Origin of the sequence: Schleiferilactobacillus shenzhenensis LY-73 (assembly GCF_000469325.1) — a bacterium.
Classification (GTDB): domain Bacteria; phylum Bacillota; class Bacilli; order Lactobacillales; family Lactobacillaceae; genus Schleiferilactobacillus; species Schleiferilactobacillus shenzhenensis.
This window is the reverse complement of the sequence record NZ_KI271588.1, coordinates 1-18233: the sequence shown is the minus strand read 5'-3', so window position 1 is coordinate 18233 and position 18233 is coordinate 1. Positions and strand designations below refer to the sequence as shown.

Here is an 18233-nt window from a genome sequence, read left to right as displayed (position 1 = left end):
GGCCCATTTTTGCACTCATCGTGGGGGGGGTTCACATGTTACGACGCTTTCTTTCATTTGCCAAAGCCGACACTATCTTTCTTCTATTCGTGATCCCAATTGCTGCGCTAGTCTCGGTCTCCGTCTCAGCGGTGCTGCAGCTCATCACCGATACTGCAAACGGCAAGTCCGGACTGAGCTACGCAATGCTGGTCCTGGTTGTGCTGGCATACGTGGTCATCGACGCGCTCGTTTGGTCTTACCGTTCTTATATCCGGTCCAAGTGGCTGAACAACATCAGTGCCGGCGTCCGGGACAGCTTGATGACCCACTATCTGTCCGAGACAGAAACACTAGCCGAGACCGACCACGGCCAAAAGAACACCCGCTTGAACCAGATGACCAACAACGTGGATGTCCTCCAGAACGATTACTTGGCCGCTGCCGTCAATATCTACAGCGAACTGTGCCAATTTTTCATTGCCATCGTGATGTCCGTCTTCATCCAGCCCGTCCTCTGCTTGATCGTCATCGCGCTGTGTTTGCCGATTCTGCTGATTCCGGTCTTCAATCAGAAAGTGCTGAAGCGGTCCAAGAACCGGGTGCTGGCATCATCAGAGCAGTACACCCAGACGATGCAGAACATTCTGAACGGGTTACGCACGATCCAACTGTTTAATGTGCACCGCATCATGCAGCGGGTTTTTGCCAAGAAAAACAGTGCGTGGCTGAAGGATCAAAACGCAGACCAGCGCAACCGGAAGACCATCAGTGGGATTTCTCAGCTCCTGGACAATGTCCTGTATCTGGGGACCTGGGTCGGCGGGATCTTCTTCGTGATGCAAGGATCGCTGACGCTGGGCGAACTGGTCGGTTTCTCCCAATTGATGGTATTCATTTCTGAGCCGCTGCAGTCGGCATCTGGTTTGATTGCGGATTACGTGGGCGGTAAGGAAGCCGCCGTCAAGATCAGCGACAGTTTGGCCGCCAACGAGCCGTCCGCCAAGGGCACCGCAATCGATCAGCTGCACACCATTGCTTACGAGAATGTCGCCGAGGAAAAGTCCAGCAAGACAATTCTCCACGACATATCGCTGTCCCTTTCGGCGGGCAAGCATTATCTCATTGTGGGCAAAACCGGCAGCGGCAAGTCAACGCTGCTGAACCTGCCGTTGCTCAGCAAGACAGGCTATCAAGGCCGCGTTCTGATCAATGGTGTCGATCAAAAGAAGATCGATTTGGCCAGTCTCCGGGACCATCTGGGGATCGCCGAACAAAACGGAGCGCTGTTCACCGGCACCATCAAAGATAACGTCACCATGTTTCGCGATCAGTATACGGCGGCAGAAATCACCCAGGCGTTAGATCAGGCGCAGTTGTCGCAGTATGCGACGCCTGCCGGACTGGCGAAAAAGGTGACTTTTTCTGGGCAAGAGCTGTCTGGTGGTGAGACCAAGCGCCTCTACATTGCCCGGGCTTTGCTGGGCCGCTTCGACTTTCTGCTCTTCGATGAACCCGCCAGCGGCTTAGACCCGAAAACGGCCAGCGGCATCGAAACCATGTTGATGAGCTTGCCCTGCGGTTGGGCGACGATTACCCACCGCTTCAATCGCCAACTATTCGACTATGCCGACGAGATTCTGGTCGTGGACCAAGGCACCATCGTCGCCCGCGGCCAAGCGCAGGACCCGGTCATTCAGGACCATCTGGCGGGACTCAAGCTGGCCGGGGCATAAGGGAAGGCGGCTGACCGGCTGTCACCAAACTGGGTCGCCGATGGTCTGCCAGCAGCCAGATATCCAAGCAAAACCCGTCGATGCCGATCGCCCCAGCCAAAATCTTGGTTGAGGCGGCGACACCAACGGGTTTTGTTATGCCGGCAGGTGAAAGAAGCCCAGGGCGGTCCCGATTTTTTGACCGCTAAGCAGATACCGCCTGGCCGTTCGCTGCAGTTCGGTATGCGTGGGATACTGGCCGGGGTCATCGCGCAAGCCCCCGAAGATGCGCTCTTCGGCTTGGCGGTCGTCAGGGAAGAAAGCGACGTTGCTGAACCGCTCCTGAAACTGAATAATGTGACTGGTTGCTGGCAGGAGCTGCTGCAACGCGGGCGCAAGCAGCCAAGAGTGGCAGCAGAACCACCTTTGGTGAAAATACGCTTGAGCCCGTTGAAATGAGGCGTCGCAGTCAGCGGCTAGTAACGGACCATCGGCGGGGATATGAACGTTCAGCCAGTTCTCGGCAGCCTGCGGCAAACGCGGGTCCGGCGAAGATGGCAACGGCTCGAACTGGAGTCGGCCAAGGCGGAACAGCTTGTGCTGCAAGGTGAGGGTAAGCCAAGGCACTTCGGTGATCCCCCAGACCCCGGTCTTGGCGTGGTGATCCTCCGCCCAGATGGTCAGGTCACGGTAAGAGTCAATGTAGACTTGCTGACTGAGGCCATGGGCGGGGAAGTAAGCATCGTCTTCGGCTGCGAGGCGGGAGAGGACAGTCAGCGCCAGTGCTGGGTCGGCGAGGAGCTGGGCGATAAATTGTTTGGGGGAATTCGTGAGGCAATGCTGCCACTGAGAAAAACTAATTTTCTGATTGCGTATTTGTTCTTGGGCTTGGGGCGGCATGTTGACCAGCGTTAACATCGTTGATAGGTTCACTCACTTGATCCTTCCTGGCACGATGCCTAATATTCGATTGAGATCCGTTGCTGTCTTCGCCCGTGCGAGATGAGGCTGGGCAAGATCGCCGATGACTTCTTGCAGTGACATCCGCACATCATGATTAAGCCGCTTGGTATTGGTCACGTGTTTAGCAATGCCATCAAAACGATTATGAATTTGCGCATTATGCTGATCTGTTCGGTTATGCGGCATGCGTCTATTTTGGTGCATGGCAGATGGCCTCCGTTTCCTTGCCCATCAATTGTATCATGTGCGCGCCACCAAAAAACCGCCGCCGGGGGAGGACCGGCAGCGGGTAACAAGAAGAAATATGAGGGAGGATAACCAGCAAGGCCGTTCGTTTTGGGGGAGGAAGTTGCCTTGCTGACAGTTTGTATACTACGCGCCGGTTGTGAAGGCTTTGTGACGGGAATGTTTGGCAAAATGGAAATATGGGGCTCAGCTGTTGCAAATTTCTAAAGTAATCACGCTAACGATATCCTTGAGATGGCGTAGGCTAACCATTAACGCCACTGGATTCCAGGATAATCGGCGCCAAAAAGTATGCCAGCCACGAAAAAAAGCGGCGGTGAATGGCCAAAAATTTTCGATTATGCAAGTTCCGGCCGTTTCCCTCGGTTATCCAATAGAATGAACACGTTGATTTGAGAAAAGCCGATCGGGGGGAGACACATGGAGAAAGAGCCGAAGCAATCCACATTGGCTCGAGAGTTCAACCGCTGGCGGATCATGAATCGGCTCTTGCTCGCTGATGCGGCAGCGCCAGTGACGACCGCCGCCACTTTGAGCCGCTTTGAGTCCGGTCATAGTTCTCTTTCGGGCGATCTTTTTGGTCAGCTGCTCATACACTTTCCCGTGCCTTTGACCGTCTTGGCAGGAGAATACCATGCCGCGCAGCACGTACCATCACTTTTTGAAACAATCAGCATCCTTCTTAGCGATGCCGCCACAGCGCGCACACGGCAGCAAAAGATTACCGAGGCTATCAGCCTGTATCAAGCGCAATTCGATCTCACAAAGATACCCCTTTATCGTTTGCAAGCCGATGCGGTCAAGTTGGTTTTTACTCGCCCAATGGATCAATCTGTCGAAAGCGCGGTGGCGGTGCACTACTTTTCCCGTGTGCAGTATTATAGCGAAGCAGAACTCCAAACAGCCGTTTTTTTGGTCCTTATCGTTTCTGAATCAGACCGTGATGCTTTATTACAACACATCTTACTTCATGTCCGGCTTGATGACGACCGCCAAACGCAGGTTGTAACATTGATTACTGTTGCCGGGGTGATTACAGCCGCTCGCCACGGGCACCTTGGTCAGGCTGAGCGATGGCAGCACATTGCTCAGCGGTTGGGCAGCGCCGACAACACGCCGACGGCGGTCAGGGTTTGCCTGCAGCTCAGTCGGCTCATCCTGGCCTGGCATCGCGCACCCGCCCAGCAGGGTTTGCAGACCGCGCAAGCTCAGGCTTTACAGCATGATCTCCGCGAAGCTGGTGCTGTGCACCTTTCCCGGGGTGCATCGCTTATTTGGCATTATGGTACGAACAACGAGAAGGGGTGCAAAGTGCATGACGTTTGGTCAGCAATTTAAGCAATACCGTGAAGAACGGGGAATCACGATTAACCAGGCCAGTATCGGTATCTGTGCACCCTCCACATTATCTCGTTTCGAGAACGGACAGTCTCACCTTGCTGCGGTTACCCTGATCGCCCTGATTGATCGGCTGCAGCTGGATTGGGAGAGCTTCTTTGCCCCCGCCCAGTCGGCTGCGGTAATCGTCCCCGTCTGCTTTTTGCCTGCGTTGCAAAAGGCACTGGCTGCGGGCAGCGCCTTGGCCTTGGAACAATTGTCTGGCGCAATCGCGGCGGCTCCTGAATGGTCCGTGAAGAATCGGCAGGCGGCCCTGTGGCTTATCCAATTCCACCTGATGCGCTGGTTTCCCCAGTGGCAGTCGGCCGACGCGGCACTCGTGAATACGTGCTTCGATTATTTCATGAATACCGCCTCCCATGGTCAGATGGATCTTTTTCTTGGTGCGGCCCTCGCCCGGGTGGCGACACCAGAGCAAGTTACGAGTCTCGCCCATGCGGTGCAGAAAATCCAGCCGTCGGCATCTTCCCGTGCCGCCTTCAATCAATTACTCACGGCCATCGCCCTGGTGGATTTTGAAAGACGGCAACCTAAACAAGCCGCTCACATGGTGGCCTTGATTCAGTTTCCCCTGTGGCACGATGCCGTGTGGGCACTTGTCAGTCAGGTTTTGCAGACTGTTGTGCGAGCACAGACAGGGGCACCTGCAGCCACCCAAGAGGTTGTGCGCGCAATGCAGTTGTTCGCTCGGTTGGCGTCTCCGGACGTCGTGCGTACTTTTGGTCGAGAACCAGCCATTACTAGGTGGTTGATTCCCCAGCAACAAAACGACAACAGTCTATTAAGAATGCAACAAAACCCGGATAAGCTTGCCGATTAATCCATTTCCGTAATAATCAAGCTGATTGTGAACGCCTTGTGTTAACATCGCTCTATTAGAAAAGTGGGGAAGTATAGATGGCTGACAAACCAGTATTTGGACCGGACACTTTGAAGAATGATACGGCACCAGCAGACGCGCCTAAACCAACCGTCCCAGTGCAGCAAAGTACTGAAACTCCTGGGACGGCGGCACCGTTTGGTGCGGGCGCGTTCACGCAGGATTCGGCTGCCGCAGACTCCGATGCTGGGCAGGAGACGTCATCCACCCAGCCCGCGGGGGCAAATACACAACCCAAGTTTGGCGCTGGGGCGCAATCCGCGGGTGCTTCAACCGTGGATCCCGCTGAACGGCAAGCTGGCCAAGCCGGCATTATCATCGATGGGATTGGGCAGTTGCTGAATCAAAAAGGGTTGGTTTTTTGGCTTGTGTATTACGCATTGGCCGCAGCTCTCTATTTTGTGACCACGCAACCCGTGTCTTTTCTTGGTATTTGGTACTACCGAATGTGGGAAGTGAACCGGATACTTGATCCGTTTGAACTGATGGGGCCGCAAGTCTACCAGATTCTCTGTGTTCTTTTCTTCCCGCCGATTACTTGGTGGCTGCGCAATCACTGCCAACCCGCACATACACTGACGGGCTTGGCCTTCTTTAGCCAGCCAGCCCCTCAAGGCAGCCGCGCTTGGCCGTACTGGATATTGCGGCCTCTTTTCACTGTCATCAAATTTGTGTTAAGCGGTGTTGCCGGTGTTCTGGGCATCGTTGTCGGGTTGTTTTCATTATTTAGCAAGTAATCGTAGAGAGGAGACACTTGCATGGGACGTTCGATTACCGTCGGCCGCGGGTTTGGCAAGCACACGTTTGCAGAGGCCATGGATATGACCCGGGCCGGAGACACAATTTTACTGGAACCCGGACATTACTCAGAACCCAGGGGTTACCGTGTCGCTAATGTGCGGATGCGCGGACTGGGGGAGCAGCCCAGTGATGTCGTCCTGGAGACGCGCTTCCAAGTTGTGGAGAGCGGCACACTGAATTTAGAAAATCTCACCATGGATTCCCATGCGATGACCGGCAATACGTGTTACATCACGGCCCAGTGCACACTGATTGCCCGCGGTGTGATTTTTGAAACATCTCAAGCTTGGCCGACTTTGGCGGTTACTGGGGGAACGATTGGACTCACTGCGTGTACCGTCCTACAGAGTGACCCTCAACAAAACGCCGTGTATTCGGACAAAACTAGCACGCTGATTATCAGCCAATGCGATATCGATGATATCTCTGTCGCCAAATCAAAGTTGACACTGCAGATGACACAGGTGCGGCGTTGTTTAATGATTATTGACAATAGCGAGGTAGACGCGGATACCTTATATTTGGTTAACACCAACCCGCGTATTTTTACTTTTGCCGTGCGTACCGGGTCTGTATTTCGAGCAGATAAATTGGTTGTGGCGGAAGGCCATGCCAATGCAGAGGTCAAAGACAGCAGTGCAGTCCTTAAGGCAGCGAATGTTGATGCAACACATCTGATTACGATTTCTCAGGACGAAGGCAGTACCGTCCAAGTGCCTGGTGCAATCGTCCAGGTGGATAAGAAAGCAACAAGTACCACAGACGGCGCACCAGCTAAGCCGGCGCCAAGCAAAGCGGATCCCCAGCCGGATGCCCCGGAGGCTAAAGATAAAACCCAAGACGGTACTCAGACGCCGCTCAAGACCCGCATGCCGGCGGCACTGACGCAGCTCGATGCGATGATTGGACTCACGCAAGTTAAGACGGAAGTTCACCAGTTTATTCAACTTGCCGTCTTCAATCGCCGCCGGATAGAAAAAGGCCTGCCAGGGGTAACACAGTCATTGCATTCCCTGTTTTTGGGCAACCCGGGGACAGGCAAGACCACAGTTGCCCGCTTAGTAGGTAAAATCATGTTTCAGGAGCGGGTGCTGCCCAAAGATAACTATGTCGAAGTGGGGCGCGCTGATTTGGTGGCGGAGAACATTGGCGGCACGGCATTGAAAACGAAAGCCGTCTTGGACAGTGCGCTTGGCGGCGTCTTGTTCATTGACGAGGCGTACACCCTCTATCAACAGGGCAGTACGAACTGGGGACAGGAAGCGGTGGATACCATTATGCAATATATGGAGGATCACCGTAACGAATTGATGATTATTTTTGCCGGTTATACTCAGCCAATGCAGGATTTCATAAACATGAATCCTGGTATCCGGTCCCGCACGCCGAACGTATTTCATTTCACCGATTACACGCCCGCTGAAGTCGCCACGATTGGTCTGAAGCAAATTGCCGGGAAAGAATTTAAGGTCGATCCGGATTACTATCGGGCCACAGTCGTCAAGGCATACGCGGCTGATGTCGATCACAGTAACGGGCGGTGGATCAGAAACTTCAATGACAAACTGCTGCGCGTCGTCGCCAATAACGTCATGGCAGACCCCAAGCGAGATGATTCCACGATTCTCAAGACAGACATCGACGATTTACTTGGCGGAGATGCGCAGGCGAAAGCAGATACGGTCACCGCACTACTCAAACAGCTAGATGACCTCGTCGGCCAACAAACCGTCAAGAATGCAATTCACGATCTCGTCGACCAAGTTCGCGTGACCCAAAAGGTGGGGGATAAGCTGGATGATAATGATAAGCCGACTTATCACATGGTGTTTGCTGGCGACCCAGGGACAGGCAAGACAACGGTGGCCCGTATTCTGGCCAAACTGTTCTACAATCTGGGGGTTTTGCCCAAAGACACGGTCATCGAAGTGGCTCGACCCCAACTCATTGGCCGGTATATCGGTGAAACAGAAGAAAAGACGAGTAAGGCTATCCGCGATGCACTCGGCGGCGTTCTCTTCGTTGACGAAGCGTATCAATTAGTCACCGAGAATGACAACCAAGATTTTGGGCAGAAGGCCGTGGAGACCTTCATTACCGAGTTAGAAAACCATCGCCAGGATTTCGTCGCTATTTTTGCCGGGTATACACAACCCATGCAGCACTTCTTGGATGCTAACCCTGGCTTGCGGTCGCGGGTCCCCTATACACTGGAGTTCCAGCCTTATACCCCGGATGAAGTGGCGGAGATCGTCAATCGCTTGATTACCCGCCATCTCCATGTGAATTCTGCGCTACTGAAGAAAGTCGTCGCTGCCCATTACCAGCAAATCCCAGCGAAAGAACAGGCCAACGGTCGGTGGGCGCGGACTTTCGCTGAAAAACTGGTTCAGCAGCACAAGCTCTGGCTGGTCGACCATTTGGATACAGACGATGTGAAACAAATTCAAGACGGCACTGTCGTGGCCAGCTTGAGCTGGGACATCTAGTGCCGCCGCCAACGATACACAAAAAGCGATAGTGACAACCACGTTCCGTGCTGTCACTACCGCCTTTTTATTTGCATCAGCGGGTCACTGGTTATTGGCCTGCCGTGCTTTGTGCAATAAGAAAAGGAACGCGACCGGGCCAATGATATAGCTGAAGTAATACTTCATGACGAAAAAGAGGAACCGTAAGCCGTAGAAAAAGATGACGACCCAAGAGAATCCTCTGCTTAACTCGCCATCGCCATTGCCATAGAAGGCCATGTCCCAAAGACTGGCTTCGGCCAGGTTCTGACTGTACTGACCCGGGCGGTGATGAATAAGATCGCCCAGGGTGCGAAAAATTGTGGCAGTCAGCGGATAAAGGAGAAAGTTGATGATGTTGACGCTGAGTGGATACACTTGGCCGGTCACCTGATCTGAATCCAACATAACGGCAAAACCCAAGGCCGAAATCAGGAAGTACTTGATCCAAGTGCCAGCAGGCTGCATTTTCAGAACTTGGCCAAACCAGTGGAGGCCAGTACCGACAACCGCCTTCCCGGTTTTTGCGGCCGTCTTGGCGGCGTCTAGGACGGCCTGGGAAGATGGATTCACCTGGGGGTGGGACTGATTACTCTGCTGATTAGCGGCAGTTTGCCCAGTATTGCTTGTTTGGGCGGGTGATGCTTGCTGCTGATCTTGTTGAGGCGTCGAAGCAGGTGTGCCGCTCTGCTGATTTGAGAGCGCCTTGGGCCCAAATACGGGACGTTCACTCATAATTGCATTCCTCCGTTGATATCAAACTGTCCTTTACGGTAACACAGCCATGAACGGCGGGTTGTGTTGATTACGATAATGGAATCACGAGCCAGTGTTTATTCTTGGTGTTCCAAATCAGTGCCTAATCAGTTGTCACGTTGTTTGTTAAGGGACGTCCCTTAATGACAGGCGGTATTGTTCCAGGCCGTAAAGTTTCGAAACAGCAAAGCGGGTACCGTGACGGCCAGTATATGTAAAAGCAGCGAATTCTGCTGAAGTATACGTATCAGTTGCAGCGACCAGTAACTTTCTTTAATCAATAACGGAATACGATTGCCTTGTCGTGGGCAAATTGTCATCGCCCCTTCCGCCTATTAATTTTACAGTTTGCGTGAGATAATAACTCAGAGTGAATGCAATTGCTGGTGTGTCTTAACATGGGGGGAGATTCTGGTTATGGTCGTAGCAGATAATTCATGGATTGGTCCAAAATTTCAGGCACTTCGTAAAGAACGGGGAGTCACTTTGAAAGAAGCAACTGATGGCATATGCTCTGTTGCTGCGCTTTCAAAATTTGAAAACGGTAAGGCACAGTTATCCGCAACAGATATGGTGGCACTTGTTAACCGGTTGCACTTGGATTGGAGCCTTTTTGTTCCTAAATCTGAACGGTACTTCAATGGTACTTTTAGTCAAGCGTTTTCTGCCTTTCGGTCTTATCCTTCATACATCGCCTGGAAGGAGTTCTCCCGGAAAATGACGATTATGGAGGAAAACCGACAACCCCAGAATCGAAGCGGAATTTTTGCGGCTCACTTAATTGGCCATATTCTTTATCCAGACATGGTCCCGCTTAACCCATTGATTGTCGATCGGACAGTTGATTATTTGTTTAGGATGACTGATTGGTCTGAGGCTGATAAGATACTTGCCAGCGCGTTGATTAAAGTACGCCCCAGCTCTGTGGATTCTGCTGAGCACTACATGACTGACCGCGCCAAGGCGCACGTTAACTTGCGAGATGCATTACGTGCGGATGTCCCGTTAGTAACCCAACTTGCACTGTTACGCGGTCGTCAAGGTCATTTTCAGCAGGCCCATGCTTTGATTGAACTGGTTCAGAAGATTGGTTCGCCAGGGGATGGCGGGGAATATCCAGTAGCGGAAATTCGCCTTACCGAATTTGCTATTACGGTTCTGGAACAACCAAAACAGGCTCAGCGGTTTAAACAGGAATTTGTTAAATTGATTAATGGATTTACTCTATTTGGTGCTGATAATTATCTGAGCCAATTTATTGAGTGGAACCAACTGACGTTTATGCTGGTGGCACAAGGAGATGATCACCATGAAGGCTGAAAAACCAGAATCACTTGGCACGTTTTTCAAACGCTTGCGTGCAGTCAATAATCTGACTTTGGCTGATATTGGACAAGACAAAGCAAGCCAAGCTGCAGTTAGCCGTTTTGAAAGCGGAGGCTCTCAACTTTCTGCCCCAGCGTTTTGGCTAATACTGACCAGACTGCGGGAAGACATTGGGGATATTCAAACCGAATTTTCTGGGAATGATCCAGATGACTTCGTAGGACCGATGAATGATGCGCTGATGCTTTTTAATCAAGGAGGGAAGCAGAAAGATGCGTGGGCGATGTTTGCCCATCTATTTGACCAAGAAAAGAACGCGTTTGAACAGACAGGGCTGATTTATCACAAATTGAACTATTATATGTTGATTCGGGTATTGGCTGCTGTGAATACTTTGGATGTTCCCGATGTTCCTACAATGGTAAAAGAGTCACAGGCTTATTTCAATTCTCTTAAATATTTCAGCACCTATGATCTGATTGTCTTGTCTACACTGATGCAGTGGTATAAACCAGACACGACTATCGATTATCTCTTGAAGGCAATGTCGGGGGCCGCAGTTGACGTCAGCAATCAGGAACGGAATCACTGGGTATGGGTATTGATGGCGAATACTTTAACCTTTTGTAATATACATCGCCGATTTGATTTAGGCGAGAGAGTGTATTCTATTGCAAAACAAATGCAATGGCCACCGACAGAGGCTGAAGCACGGATGCTGTTATATGATGCCCACATGTGTGCGCGCTATGGGCAAGGTGAGCGAGGCGCAGTGGAAGCTGAAATGGCTGACTTCCTCGCCAGCATGTCCACACTTGATTCGGATTTTGGTGAATATCTTACCCATGCTTGGGATGTGTGGACAAAGTCCATTCGAGAGGATGAGCGCGTCCCATTAGCACGGCGAGCTAAAGAGCAAATATACGGCGGTGATTTGAGTAGAATACCTGCAGGATTCTATTTTTATTACAATATTCACCCCTTTGACCCAGTTGAGTACGAGCAAAACGCATACGGAAACTCCAAATGATGACAGTTCGACTCATTGCAGGATCATGGAACAAAGAGGAAAAAAGAACAACGAATCATCAAAACAAACCAGGGCAAAACCATCCGGTAATTGTATGGCTTTGTCCTGGTTCTTATTGTTCTCTATCAACTCGCCAGAGTCTGGTTCTACATTTGACGTTGGTTAACTGATGGCGTTATAAAACAAGCCAACGATCACAGTCACCGCGCCCAAGGCAGCCATTGCTACTGGTGCCTTTTTGATAATCGTCGTCACGATCCGATTCCGCAAGTTGTATTCACACATGGCGTTTCCCCCTTTCGTGTAATTAGTAGCATGGAGACGAAAAGTACGCCCCCTCAGCCATAAGTATACCCGCAACCGCTTTGCTTTCACATCCTCTCAAAAGCACTCGTTGAAAGTGTGCCATTACACAGTGTAGCGAGTGCAGCCTTCACACGAGCACCCCAATGTTCCCGATAAGACCCTCGGGCGCACTTTGCCCGAGGGTCTTATCATCATATTTCTCCATGCTTACCGACAAATAAATCCATTCTCTTCTCCCGCCAATCCCGCATAATAGCTCCTTGACAGTAACAATCGATTACGGGAGGAAAAACACAATGAATCCTTATCAATGGATCTGGCGGTATGCCAGGCAGTACAAGGGGAGAATGGTGCTGGCAGCGCTGCTGATTGTCGGCAACGCGCTGGGCATTATCGTCGTACCGCTGCTGGGCGGGAAGATCATCGACGTGGTCATCAACCAAGGGCACACGGATCAGCTGCCGTGGATGCTGGCGGTGATGATGGGCACCACGGTGGCCCGGACGCTGATGCGCTACCTGTACCAGATCCTCTTCGAACGGGTCGGCCAGAACACGCTGTACGACGTGCGCAAGGACCTGTTCAACAAGCTTCAGACACTGGACTTCAATTTCTTCAATACGGTCCGGACAGGGGACATCATGGCCCGGATGACCGGGGACATGGACGCCATCCGGCACTTCGTTTCCTGGGTCTCTTACAACGTCATCGAGTGTGTGCTCTGGTTCTTCACGGCGGTAGTCGTGATGAGCACCATCTCTTGGCCGCTGATGCTGGCCCTGGTGGCCGTGACGCCGATCATCGGGGTCCTGACGATCATGATGAGCAACTCGGCCCACCCCGTGTTCTTCCAGATTCGCCAGAGCTTCGCCCGGCTGAACTCCATGGTGGAAGAAAATATCTCCGGTAACCGGGTGGTCAAGGCTTTCACCCGAGAACCGTACGAGATTCAGAAGTTTGACAAGCTGAACAATGAATACAAGCAGAAAAACATGGACTCGGCAGCGGTGTCTCGCCGCTACCTGCCCATCCTGGACTTCCTTGCCTCCATGCTCACCGTGGTGGCCCTGCTCCTGGGCGGTTACTTCGTCATCAACGGCAGCATGACCCTGGGCGACTTGGTGGCCTTCAACGGCTTCCTGTGGATGCTGAACCAGCCCATGCGGATGAGCGGCTGGCTGATCAACGATATCCAGCGGTTCTCGGCGGCGACCATTAAGATTCGCCAGATGCTGGGCGCCAAGTCGGCCATTCCGGTGGCGGACGCGGCCCATTACGAGCACATCAAGGGCACCGTCGAGTTCCGCCACGTCAATTTCGAATACGCGGACGACCCGACCCAGCCTGTGCTCCACGACATCAACTTTAAGGTCACCCCCGGCCAGACCATGGGTATTCTGGGGGAGACCGGGTCCGGCAAGTCTACCCTGATGAACTTGATCACCCGGTTCTACGATCCCACCACCGGTGAGGTTCTGATCGACGGCAAGAACGCGAAGCAATACCCCGTCCGGCAGCTCCGCGACCAGGTGACCATTGTCATGCAGGACCAGTTCCTGTTCTCCGACACCATTGAAGACAACATCAACTACGGCAACCGCGAGGCCAATCCCCACTTCATCCGGGACATGGCCAGCGTTGCCGATGCGGATAACTTTATTGAAGAAATGCCCGACGGTTACGACACCGTCGTCGGCGAGCGGGGCGTCGGCTTGTCCGGCGGCCAGAAGCAGCGTATCTCGCTGACCCGGGCACTGGTCAAGGACCCGTCGATCCTGATTCTGGACGACACCACGTCCGCGCTGGACATGGAGACCGAGGCCAAGATTCAGAAAGAACTGCGGCGCATCACCAAGGACAAGACGACGTTCATCATCGCCACCCGTATTTCTTCCATTCGGCAGGCCGACCAGATCATTGTTTTGAAGAAAGGCCGCATCATCGAGCGGGGTACCCACGAGGAGCTGCTCGCCCTGCACGGCTACTATTACGACACGTACGAGAAACAGCTGGGGGCGCTGGGTGTCAGCCCGGCCCCGCACCCGGCACACCACGACAACCGCACTGGGGAGGCGATTACCAATGGCTAAACGCAATACCTACAACGAAGACGAAGCACTGGAACAAGAATTCAACTGGGGTTATTACAAACGTCTGGGCAAGTATTTGAAACCATACCTGGGCCGGCTGATGATCGTCCTGGGCAGCATTCTGGTGGCCAACGTCGCCGTGATCCTTGGCCCGTACCTGACCAAGGTGGCCATCGACTCGGCGATTCCCAACAAGGACATGCGCCAGTTATGGCTCATCGCCGGCATCTTCCTGGTGACCCTGGTCGTCGCGTTCTTCTGCATGCGCTACCGCATCTGGGCGATCACTGAGATTGGTCAGGACATGCTCAAGGACATGCGCTCGGACATCTTCGACCACCTGCAGACGCTGCCGTTTTCTTACTTCGACACGCGGCCCCACGGGAAGATCCTGATTCGGGTGGTGAATTACATCAACACGCTGTCCGACCTGCTCAGCAACGGGCTCATCAACCTGATTTCTGACCTCATCAGCCTGATCGTCACACTGATCTTCATGTTCGTCATCGACTGGAAGCTGACGCTGTTCAGTATGGCGTTCCTGCCCATCCTGTTCGTCTGGGCCTGGGTCGTGAAGAACAAGCAGCGGGTGGCGTACCAGATTCTGAGTAATAAACAGTCGAACCTGAACGCGTACATCCACGAAAGCATCGCCGGCATCAAAGTGACTCAGGGGTTCGCGCAAGAAAAGAACGCTGAGCAGCGCTTCGCCGATGTCTCTAACGAATATCGCGACACCTGGATGCATGCAGTGAAAATCCAGTTCGCCTTGTGGCCTGGGGTGCAGAACATTGCCGTCATGACCACGGCGTTGATCTACTTCGTCGGCGTCAACCACGTCGGGGTCGCTGTCACCACCGGGACGCTGATTGCCTTCATCGGTTACATCAACAACTTCTGGAACCCGGTCATTAACATTGGTAACTTCTACAATTCGCTGATCACCGCCACAGCGTATTTGGAACGGATCTTCGAGACTCTGGATGAGAAACCCGAAATCAAGGATGCACCGGACGCCTTTGCCCTGCCGCCGATTCGCGGGGACGTGCGCTTCAACGACGTCTCCTTCAAGTATGACCAAGACGGCCCGATGATCCTGCACCACATCAATTTCCACGCCACTCCGGGGCAGTCCATCGCCCTGGTGGGACCCACCGGCGCCGGCAAGTCCACTGTCATCAACCTGCTGTCCCGCTTCTACAACGTGACCGAGGGGGAGATCCTCATCGACGGCGTTGACATCAGTAAGGTCACTCTGAAGTCCCTGCGCCAGCAGATGGGGGTGATGCTCCAAGATACCTTCATCTTCTCCGGTACGATTCTCGACAACATCCGCTACGGCAAGCTGGACGCCACGGAGGAGGAGGTCATTGCCGCCGCCAAGGTGGTCCGGGCGGATGACTTCATCCGCCATCTGAAGAACGGCTACCACACGGAGCTGCAGGAGCGGGGCTCGACCTTGTCTGCTGGCCAGCGCCAGCTGATTGCCTTCGCCCGGACGCTGCTGGCGGACCCGCGGATCCTGATCCTGGACGAGGCCACCGCCGCCATTGACACCCAGACGGAGATTCTCTTGCAACAGGGGCTCAACGCCCTGCTCAAGGGCCGAACGAGTTTCATCATCGCTCACCGGCTGTCCACGATTCAGAACGCCGACCAGATCTTCGTCATCGACCACGGCGAGATCGTCGAGCGGGGCAACCACGACAGCCTGATGCAGGACCGTGGGCCATACTTCGAGTTGTATGATGCCCAGTACCGGATGTTGAAGGCACTGTAAGAAAGGTTGGAAGCACCCAAGGGCGGTGCTTCCTTTTTTGGTGCCGGGGAGAAAAGGGGGGCATGCGACCTGGCGAGTTGGACTCCCGGGTGACTGGGCCGGCAAAATGTGTGCGCAGCCCGTAGTCTTCCGGCTCAGAGAAGGGAGCAGCCGCCGGCTCAACCGCCGCGCCTTTCTCCCGTGAAAACGGTATAATATAACTATCTAAGAGCACCAGGGGAGTGATCACTATGCTGGACTTATCCGGCACCGTACCGGAAGTGCTCTACGTGTTTCCTTACAAGAATACCAAGGTCGGGGACAATCGGCTGCATCAGCACGACTTCCCCGAGATCTCCATCATGGTCGACGGTTGCGCCAATTACTTGATTGGCGACCAGCGCTTCCACATCACCAAGGGCCAGGTGCTGATGTTCAACCCCCACACGTGGCACCAGGAGAGTCAGCCGGCGGGGACGTTCAGCTACCAGGTGCACATCGGCTTCCGCAACTTCGTCCTGCCGGGGATTGGCAGTGATAAGCTGCCCTTTGCCAATTCTGTTATCGATTTGGGTAACCAGTGGCACGAGTTTTTTGCAGTGGTGCATCAGCTGATCAGCGAGAACCATCGCCAGGCGCTGGGCAAGCAGCTGCTGGAGCGGGCGATGGTGACTGAGCTGCTGGTGTATTTGTTGCGGGCACTGCCGGAGAACTGCGTCGCCGACGATCAAATCTTAGGCGGGGAGCAGTCGCCGGACTCGCCGGCGGAAACGCAGGCGGTGGTCACCCAGGCCACGTATTATCTGAACGCCCATTACGATGAGGATGTCTCTCTGGCCCAGCTGGCCGCCAGCCTCCACGTCAGCAGTGCCCACCTGTCCCGCCTCTTCAAGACGGTGACCGGTGAGACCCCCAGCAGCTACCTGACCCGCATTCGCATGCAGCGGGCGGAGGAGCTCCTGCACAATGATCAGCTGACCATCAAGGAAGTGGCCACCCGGGTGGGGTACCTTGACCCGCTGTATTTCTCCAAGCAGTTCAAGAAGCACTTTGGCCGAACGCCGTCGGCCGAGCGGTGAAGAAATGCACCAGAGGAAGAAATGCACACCGTGTGAGAAACAAGTGTTGTATTACACGTACGGCTTGCCGCTGGGCGGATGAGGCGCCAGTTTGATTGTGGCGGTCGTCGTCCATGCCTGGCCGTCGCCGATTGGGTGGCTGTATTGTTTTATGCCGTTTTAGATCAATTTGCCGTTTGTACTGGGCTACTGGATTGTCGATGCGTATCGGCAGCGGCACGAATGAAAAAGCTCCCCTGAACCGCCATCAAGGTGGTTGCAGGGGAGCTTTTTCTGACTGTGGAGACTACCGGCTCACATTACTGCTACTGGCCAGTGCCTTCCGAATATCCGCATCCGTAATGATATTCAAATCACCATGGATCGTCAGCTTCAGCACACTGGCTGTACTGGCGTAATCAATCAATTCCTGCGGCGCGAAGCCGTTGATCAGCCCGTGCACCAGCGCGGCCCCGAAAGCATCACCGCTGGCGACGCCTTCCATGACGTGGACGTGGTAGGTACGGCCTTGCCAGACGCCATCGCCCTGGACGAGCAGAGCAGTGCAAGTGTTGTCGTCGGCGGTGGGCATGTCCCGGACCACGCTGGCGACGGTGTGGATGCTGGGATACTGTTTCTGAATCGACTGCATGGCGGCCACGAAGCTGTCTTTCTGTTCGATGCCCCGGGTCATATCGCCGTCGAAGGCGTCAATGCCCAGCGCCCCGGCGAAGTCCTCGTCGTTGGCGATACAGATATTGACGAAGGGCATGAGCTGAGCCATGGCGGCTTGGGCTTCCGCGGGCGACCACATCTTGCCCCGGTAGTTCACGTCGCAGACCACGGTGATGTCATGGGCTTGGCAGTACTGGCAAGCGGCCAGCAGGGCGGTGCGCAGTTCGGCGGAGAGGGCGGCGGTGATCCCGGAGAAATAGAAATAGGTCACACCAGCGAGCAGTGTCGGCCAATCGAATTCGTCAGCGCGGGCTAACGCAAAGGAGCTGCCGGCGCGGTCGTAGACCACGTTGGTGCCGCGAACACTGGTGCCTTTCTCAAAGAAATAGATGCCCAGACGGGGGCCGCCGCGGCGGATCAGGCGGGTGTCGACGCCATACTTGCGCACGGTGGCCAGGGCGGTGTCGCCCAAAGCGTTATCCGGCAGCTTGGTCAGGTAGGCCGCGTTGTCACCCAGCAGTGCCAGCGACACCGCCACGTTCGCCTCGGAGCCGCCGTAGTTCGCGGCGAAGCTGTCCGCTTGGAGGATCCGCTGGTATTCCGGCGGCTTCAGCCGCAGCATCATTTCACCCATGGTCAGTACTTTATCCATTCGTTAGGTCGTCCCTTCCATACCTCTTATCTCGGTTCAGTATAGCATGCTGTGAAGCGGTTTCCTATAGCTAATATATCAGATACCGA

General features: G+C 54.0%; 15 protein-coding genes. 10 read left to right on the top strand and 5 right to left on the bottom strand.

Annotation, left to right across the window (positions count from 1 at the left end):
* The first annotated feature begins 35 nt into the window (after positions 1–35).
* Positions 36–1715, top strand: coding sequence for an ATP-binding cassette domain-containing protein (locus L248_RS06955; protein ID WP_022529441.1), 1680 nt, complete (start codon positions 36–38; stop codon positions 1713–1715).
* A gap of 135 nt (positions 1716–1850) precedes the next feature.
* Here L248_RS06955 and L248_RS06950 read toward each other — a convergent pair whose 3' ends face one another.
* Positions 1851–2627 (bottom strand): acyltransferase domain-containing protein, encoded by a 777-nt coding sequence (locus L248_RS06950; RefSeq protein WP_051999891.1) that lies wholly within the window; start codon positions 2625–2627, stop codon positions 1851–1853.
* Positions 2628–2861 (bottom strand): hypothetical protein, encoded by a 234-nt coding sequence (locus tag L248_RS06945; RefSeq protein WP_040535437.1) that lies wholly within the window; start codon positions 2859–2861, stop codon positions 2628–2630.
* Between the two features lie 462 nt (positions 2862–3323).
* Between L248_RS06945 and L248_RS06940 the strand changes: the two genes are divergently transcribed.
* The 4 genes from L248_RS06940 to L248_RS06925 all read left to right on the top strand — a co-directional run bounded on the left by L248_RS06940 (position 3324) and on the right by L248_RS06925 (position 8471).
* Positions 3324–4241, top strand: coding sequence for a hypothetical protein (locus L248_RS06940; RefSeq protein WP_022529438.1), 918 nt, complete (start codon positions 3324–3326; stop codon positions 4239–4241).
* The gene (locus tag L248_RS06935; RefSeq protein ID WP_022529437.1) at positions 4219–5121 is read left to right on the top strand and encodes a helix-turn-helix domain-containing protein; all 903 of its coding nucleotides are present in this window, start codon (positions 4219–4221) and stop codon (positions 5119–5121) included. Before L248_RS06940 ends, L248_RS06935 begins: the two co-directional genes overlap by 23 nt.
* Before the next feature lie 77 nt (positions 5122–5198).
* Entirely contained in the window at positions 5199–5918 is a 720-nt protein-coding gene (locus L248_RS06930) for a RodZ family helix-turn-helix domain-containing protein (RefSeq protein WP_022529436.1), read from the top strand.
* A 21-nt stretch (positions 5919–5939) separates the two neighbouring features.
* Positions 5940–8471, top strand: a complete 2532-nt coding sequence (locus tag L248_RS06925; protein WP_022529435.1) for an AAA family ATPase — start codon at positions 5940–5942, stop codon at positions 8469–8471.
* 84 nt (positions 8472–8555) lie between these two features.
* On the opposite strand, the gene L248_RS06920 is transcribed toward L248_RS06925, so the two are convergent.
* Complete coding sequence (locus tag L248_RS06920) at positions 8556–9227, bottom strand: hypothetical protein (protein ID WP_022529434.1); 672 nt, start codon at positions 9225–9227, stop codon at positions 8556–8558.
* Between the two features lie 438 nt (positions 9228–9665).
* On the opposite strand from L248_RS06920, the gene L248_RS06915 reads away from it, so the two are divergent.
* Together L248_RS06915 and L248_RS06910 are read left to right on the top strand one after the other, a co-directional pair.
* Positions 9666–10568 carry a helix-turn-helix domain-containing protein gene (locus L248_RS06915; RefSeq protein WP_022529433.1) on the top strand — a complete coding sequence of 301 codons (903 nt, stop codon included), beginning with the start codon at positions 9666–9668 and terminating at the stop codon, positions 10566–10568.
* Positions 10558–11604: a helix-turn-helix domain-containing protein gene (locus L248_RS06910; protein ID WP_040535432.1), complete on the top strand. Its 1047-nt coding sequence runs from the start codon at positions 10558–10560 to the stop codon at positions 11602–11604. The genes L248_RS06915 and L248_RS06910 overlap by 11 nt, the downstream gene beginning before the upstream one ends.
* A gap of 162 nt (positions 11605–11766) precedes the next feature.
* Here the strand turns inward: L248_RS06910 and L248_RS16415 are convergent, their stop codons facing one another.
* A complete protein-coding gene (locus tag L248_RS16415; RefSeq protein WP_022529429.1) occupies positions 11767–11889 on the bottom strand; it encodes a hypothetical protein in 123 nt (40 codons plus the stop codon).
* A 317-nt stretch (positions 11890–12206) separates the two neighbouring features.
* Here L248_RS16415 and L248_RS06905 point away from each other — a divergent pair, with 317 nt between their 5' ends.
* The 3 genes from L248_RS06905 (at position 12207) to L248_RS06895 (ending at position 16838) form a co-directional block, all read left to right on the top strand.
* Entirely contained in the window at positions 12207–14000 is a 1794-nt protein-coding gene (locus L248_RS06905) for an ABC transporter ATP-binding protein (protein WP_051999890.1), read from the top strand.
* Positions 13993–15780 (top strand): ABC transporter ATP-binding protein, encoded by a 1788-nt coding sequence (locus L248_RS06900; protein ID WP_022529426.1) that lies wholly within the window; start codon positions 13993–13995, stop codon positions 15778–15780. Before L248_RS06905 ends, L248_RS06900 begins: the two co-directional genes overlap by 8 nt.
* Before the next feature lie 230 nt (positions 15781–16010).
* Positions 16011–16838 (top strand): AraC family transcriptional regulator, encoded by an 828-nt coding sequence (locus tag L248_RS06895; RefSeq protein ID WP_022529425.1) that lies wholly within the window; start codon positions 16011–16013, stop codon positions 16836–16838.
* 286 nt (positions 16839–17124) lie between these two features.
* On the opposite strand, the gene L248_RS06890 is transcribed toward L248_RS06895, so the two are convergent.
* The gene (locus L248_RS06890) at positions 17125–18144 is read right to left on the bottom strand and encodes a sugar kinase (protein ID WP_022529424.1); all 1020 of its coding nucleotides are present in this window, start codon (positions 18142–18144) and stop codon (positions 17125–17127) included.
* Positions 18145–18233 lie beyond the last annotated feature (89 nt).

What these genes read in the sequence shown, in the direction of transcription:
- L248_RS06955 (WP_022529441.1), top strand. Translation starts at nt 36, where the DNA reads ATGTTACGACGCTTTCTTTCATTTGCCAAAGCCGACACTATCTTTCTT.
- L248_RS06945 (WP_040535437.1), bottom strand. Translation starts at nt 2,861, where the DNA reads ATGCACCAAAATAGACGCATGCCGCATAACCGAACAGATCAGCATAAT.
- L248_RS06940 (WP_022529438.1), top strand. Translation starts at nt 3,324, where the DNA reads ATGGAGAAAGAGCCGAAGCAATCCACATTGGCTCGAGAGTTCAACCGC.
- L248_RS06935 (WP_022529437.1), top strand. Translation starts at nt 4,219, where the DNA reads ATGACGTTTGGTCAGCAATTTAAGCAATACCGTGAAGAACGGGGAATC.
- L248_RS06930 (WP_022529436.1), top strand. Translation starts at nt 5,199, where the DNA reads ATGGCTGACAAACCAGTATTTGGACCGGACACTTTGAAGAATGATACG.
- L248_RS06925 (WP_022529435.1), top strand. Translation starts at nt 5,940, where the DNA reads ATGGGACGTTCGATTACCGTCGGCCGCGGGTTTGGCAAGCACACGTTT.
- L248_RS06920 (WP_022529434.1), bottom strand. Translation starts at nt 9,227, where the DNA reads ATGAGTGAACGTCCCGTATTTGGGCCCAAGGCGCTCTCAAATCAGCAG.
- L248_RS06915 (WP_022529433.1), top strand. Translation starts at nt 9,666, where the DNA reads ATGGTCGTAGCAGATAATTCATGGATTGGTCCAAAATTTCAGGCACTT.
- L248_RS06910 (WP_040535432.1), top strand. Translation starts at nt 10,558, where the DNA reads ATGAAGGCTGAAAAACCAGAATCACTTGGCACGTTTTTCAAACGCTTG.
- L248_RS16415 (WP_022529429.1), bottom strand. Translation starts at nt 11,889, where the DNA reads ATGTGTGAATACAACTTGCGGAATCGGATCGTGACGACGATTATCAAA.
- L248_RS06905 (WP_051999890.1), top strand. Translation starts at nt 12,207, where the DNA reads ATGAATCCTTATCAATGGATCTGGCGGTATGCCAGGCAGTACAAGGGG.
- L248_RS06900 (WP_022529426.1), top strand. Translation starts at nt 13,993, where the DNA reads ATGGCTAAACGCAATACCTACAACGAAGACGAAGCACTGGAACAAGAA.
- L248_RS06895 (WP_022529425.1), top strand. Translation starts at nt 16,011, where the DNA reads ATGCTGGACTTATCCGGCACCGTACCGGAAGTGCTCTACGTGTTTCCT.
- L248_RS06890 (WP_022529424.1), bottom strand. Translation starts at nt 18,144, where the DNA reads ATGGATAAAGTACTGACCATGGGTGAAATGATGCTGCGGCTGAAGCCG.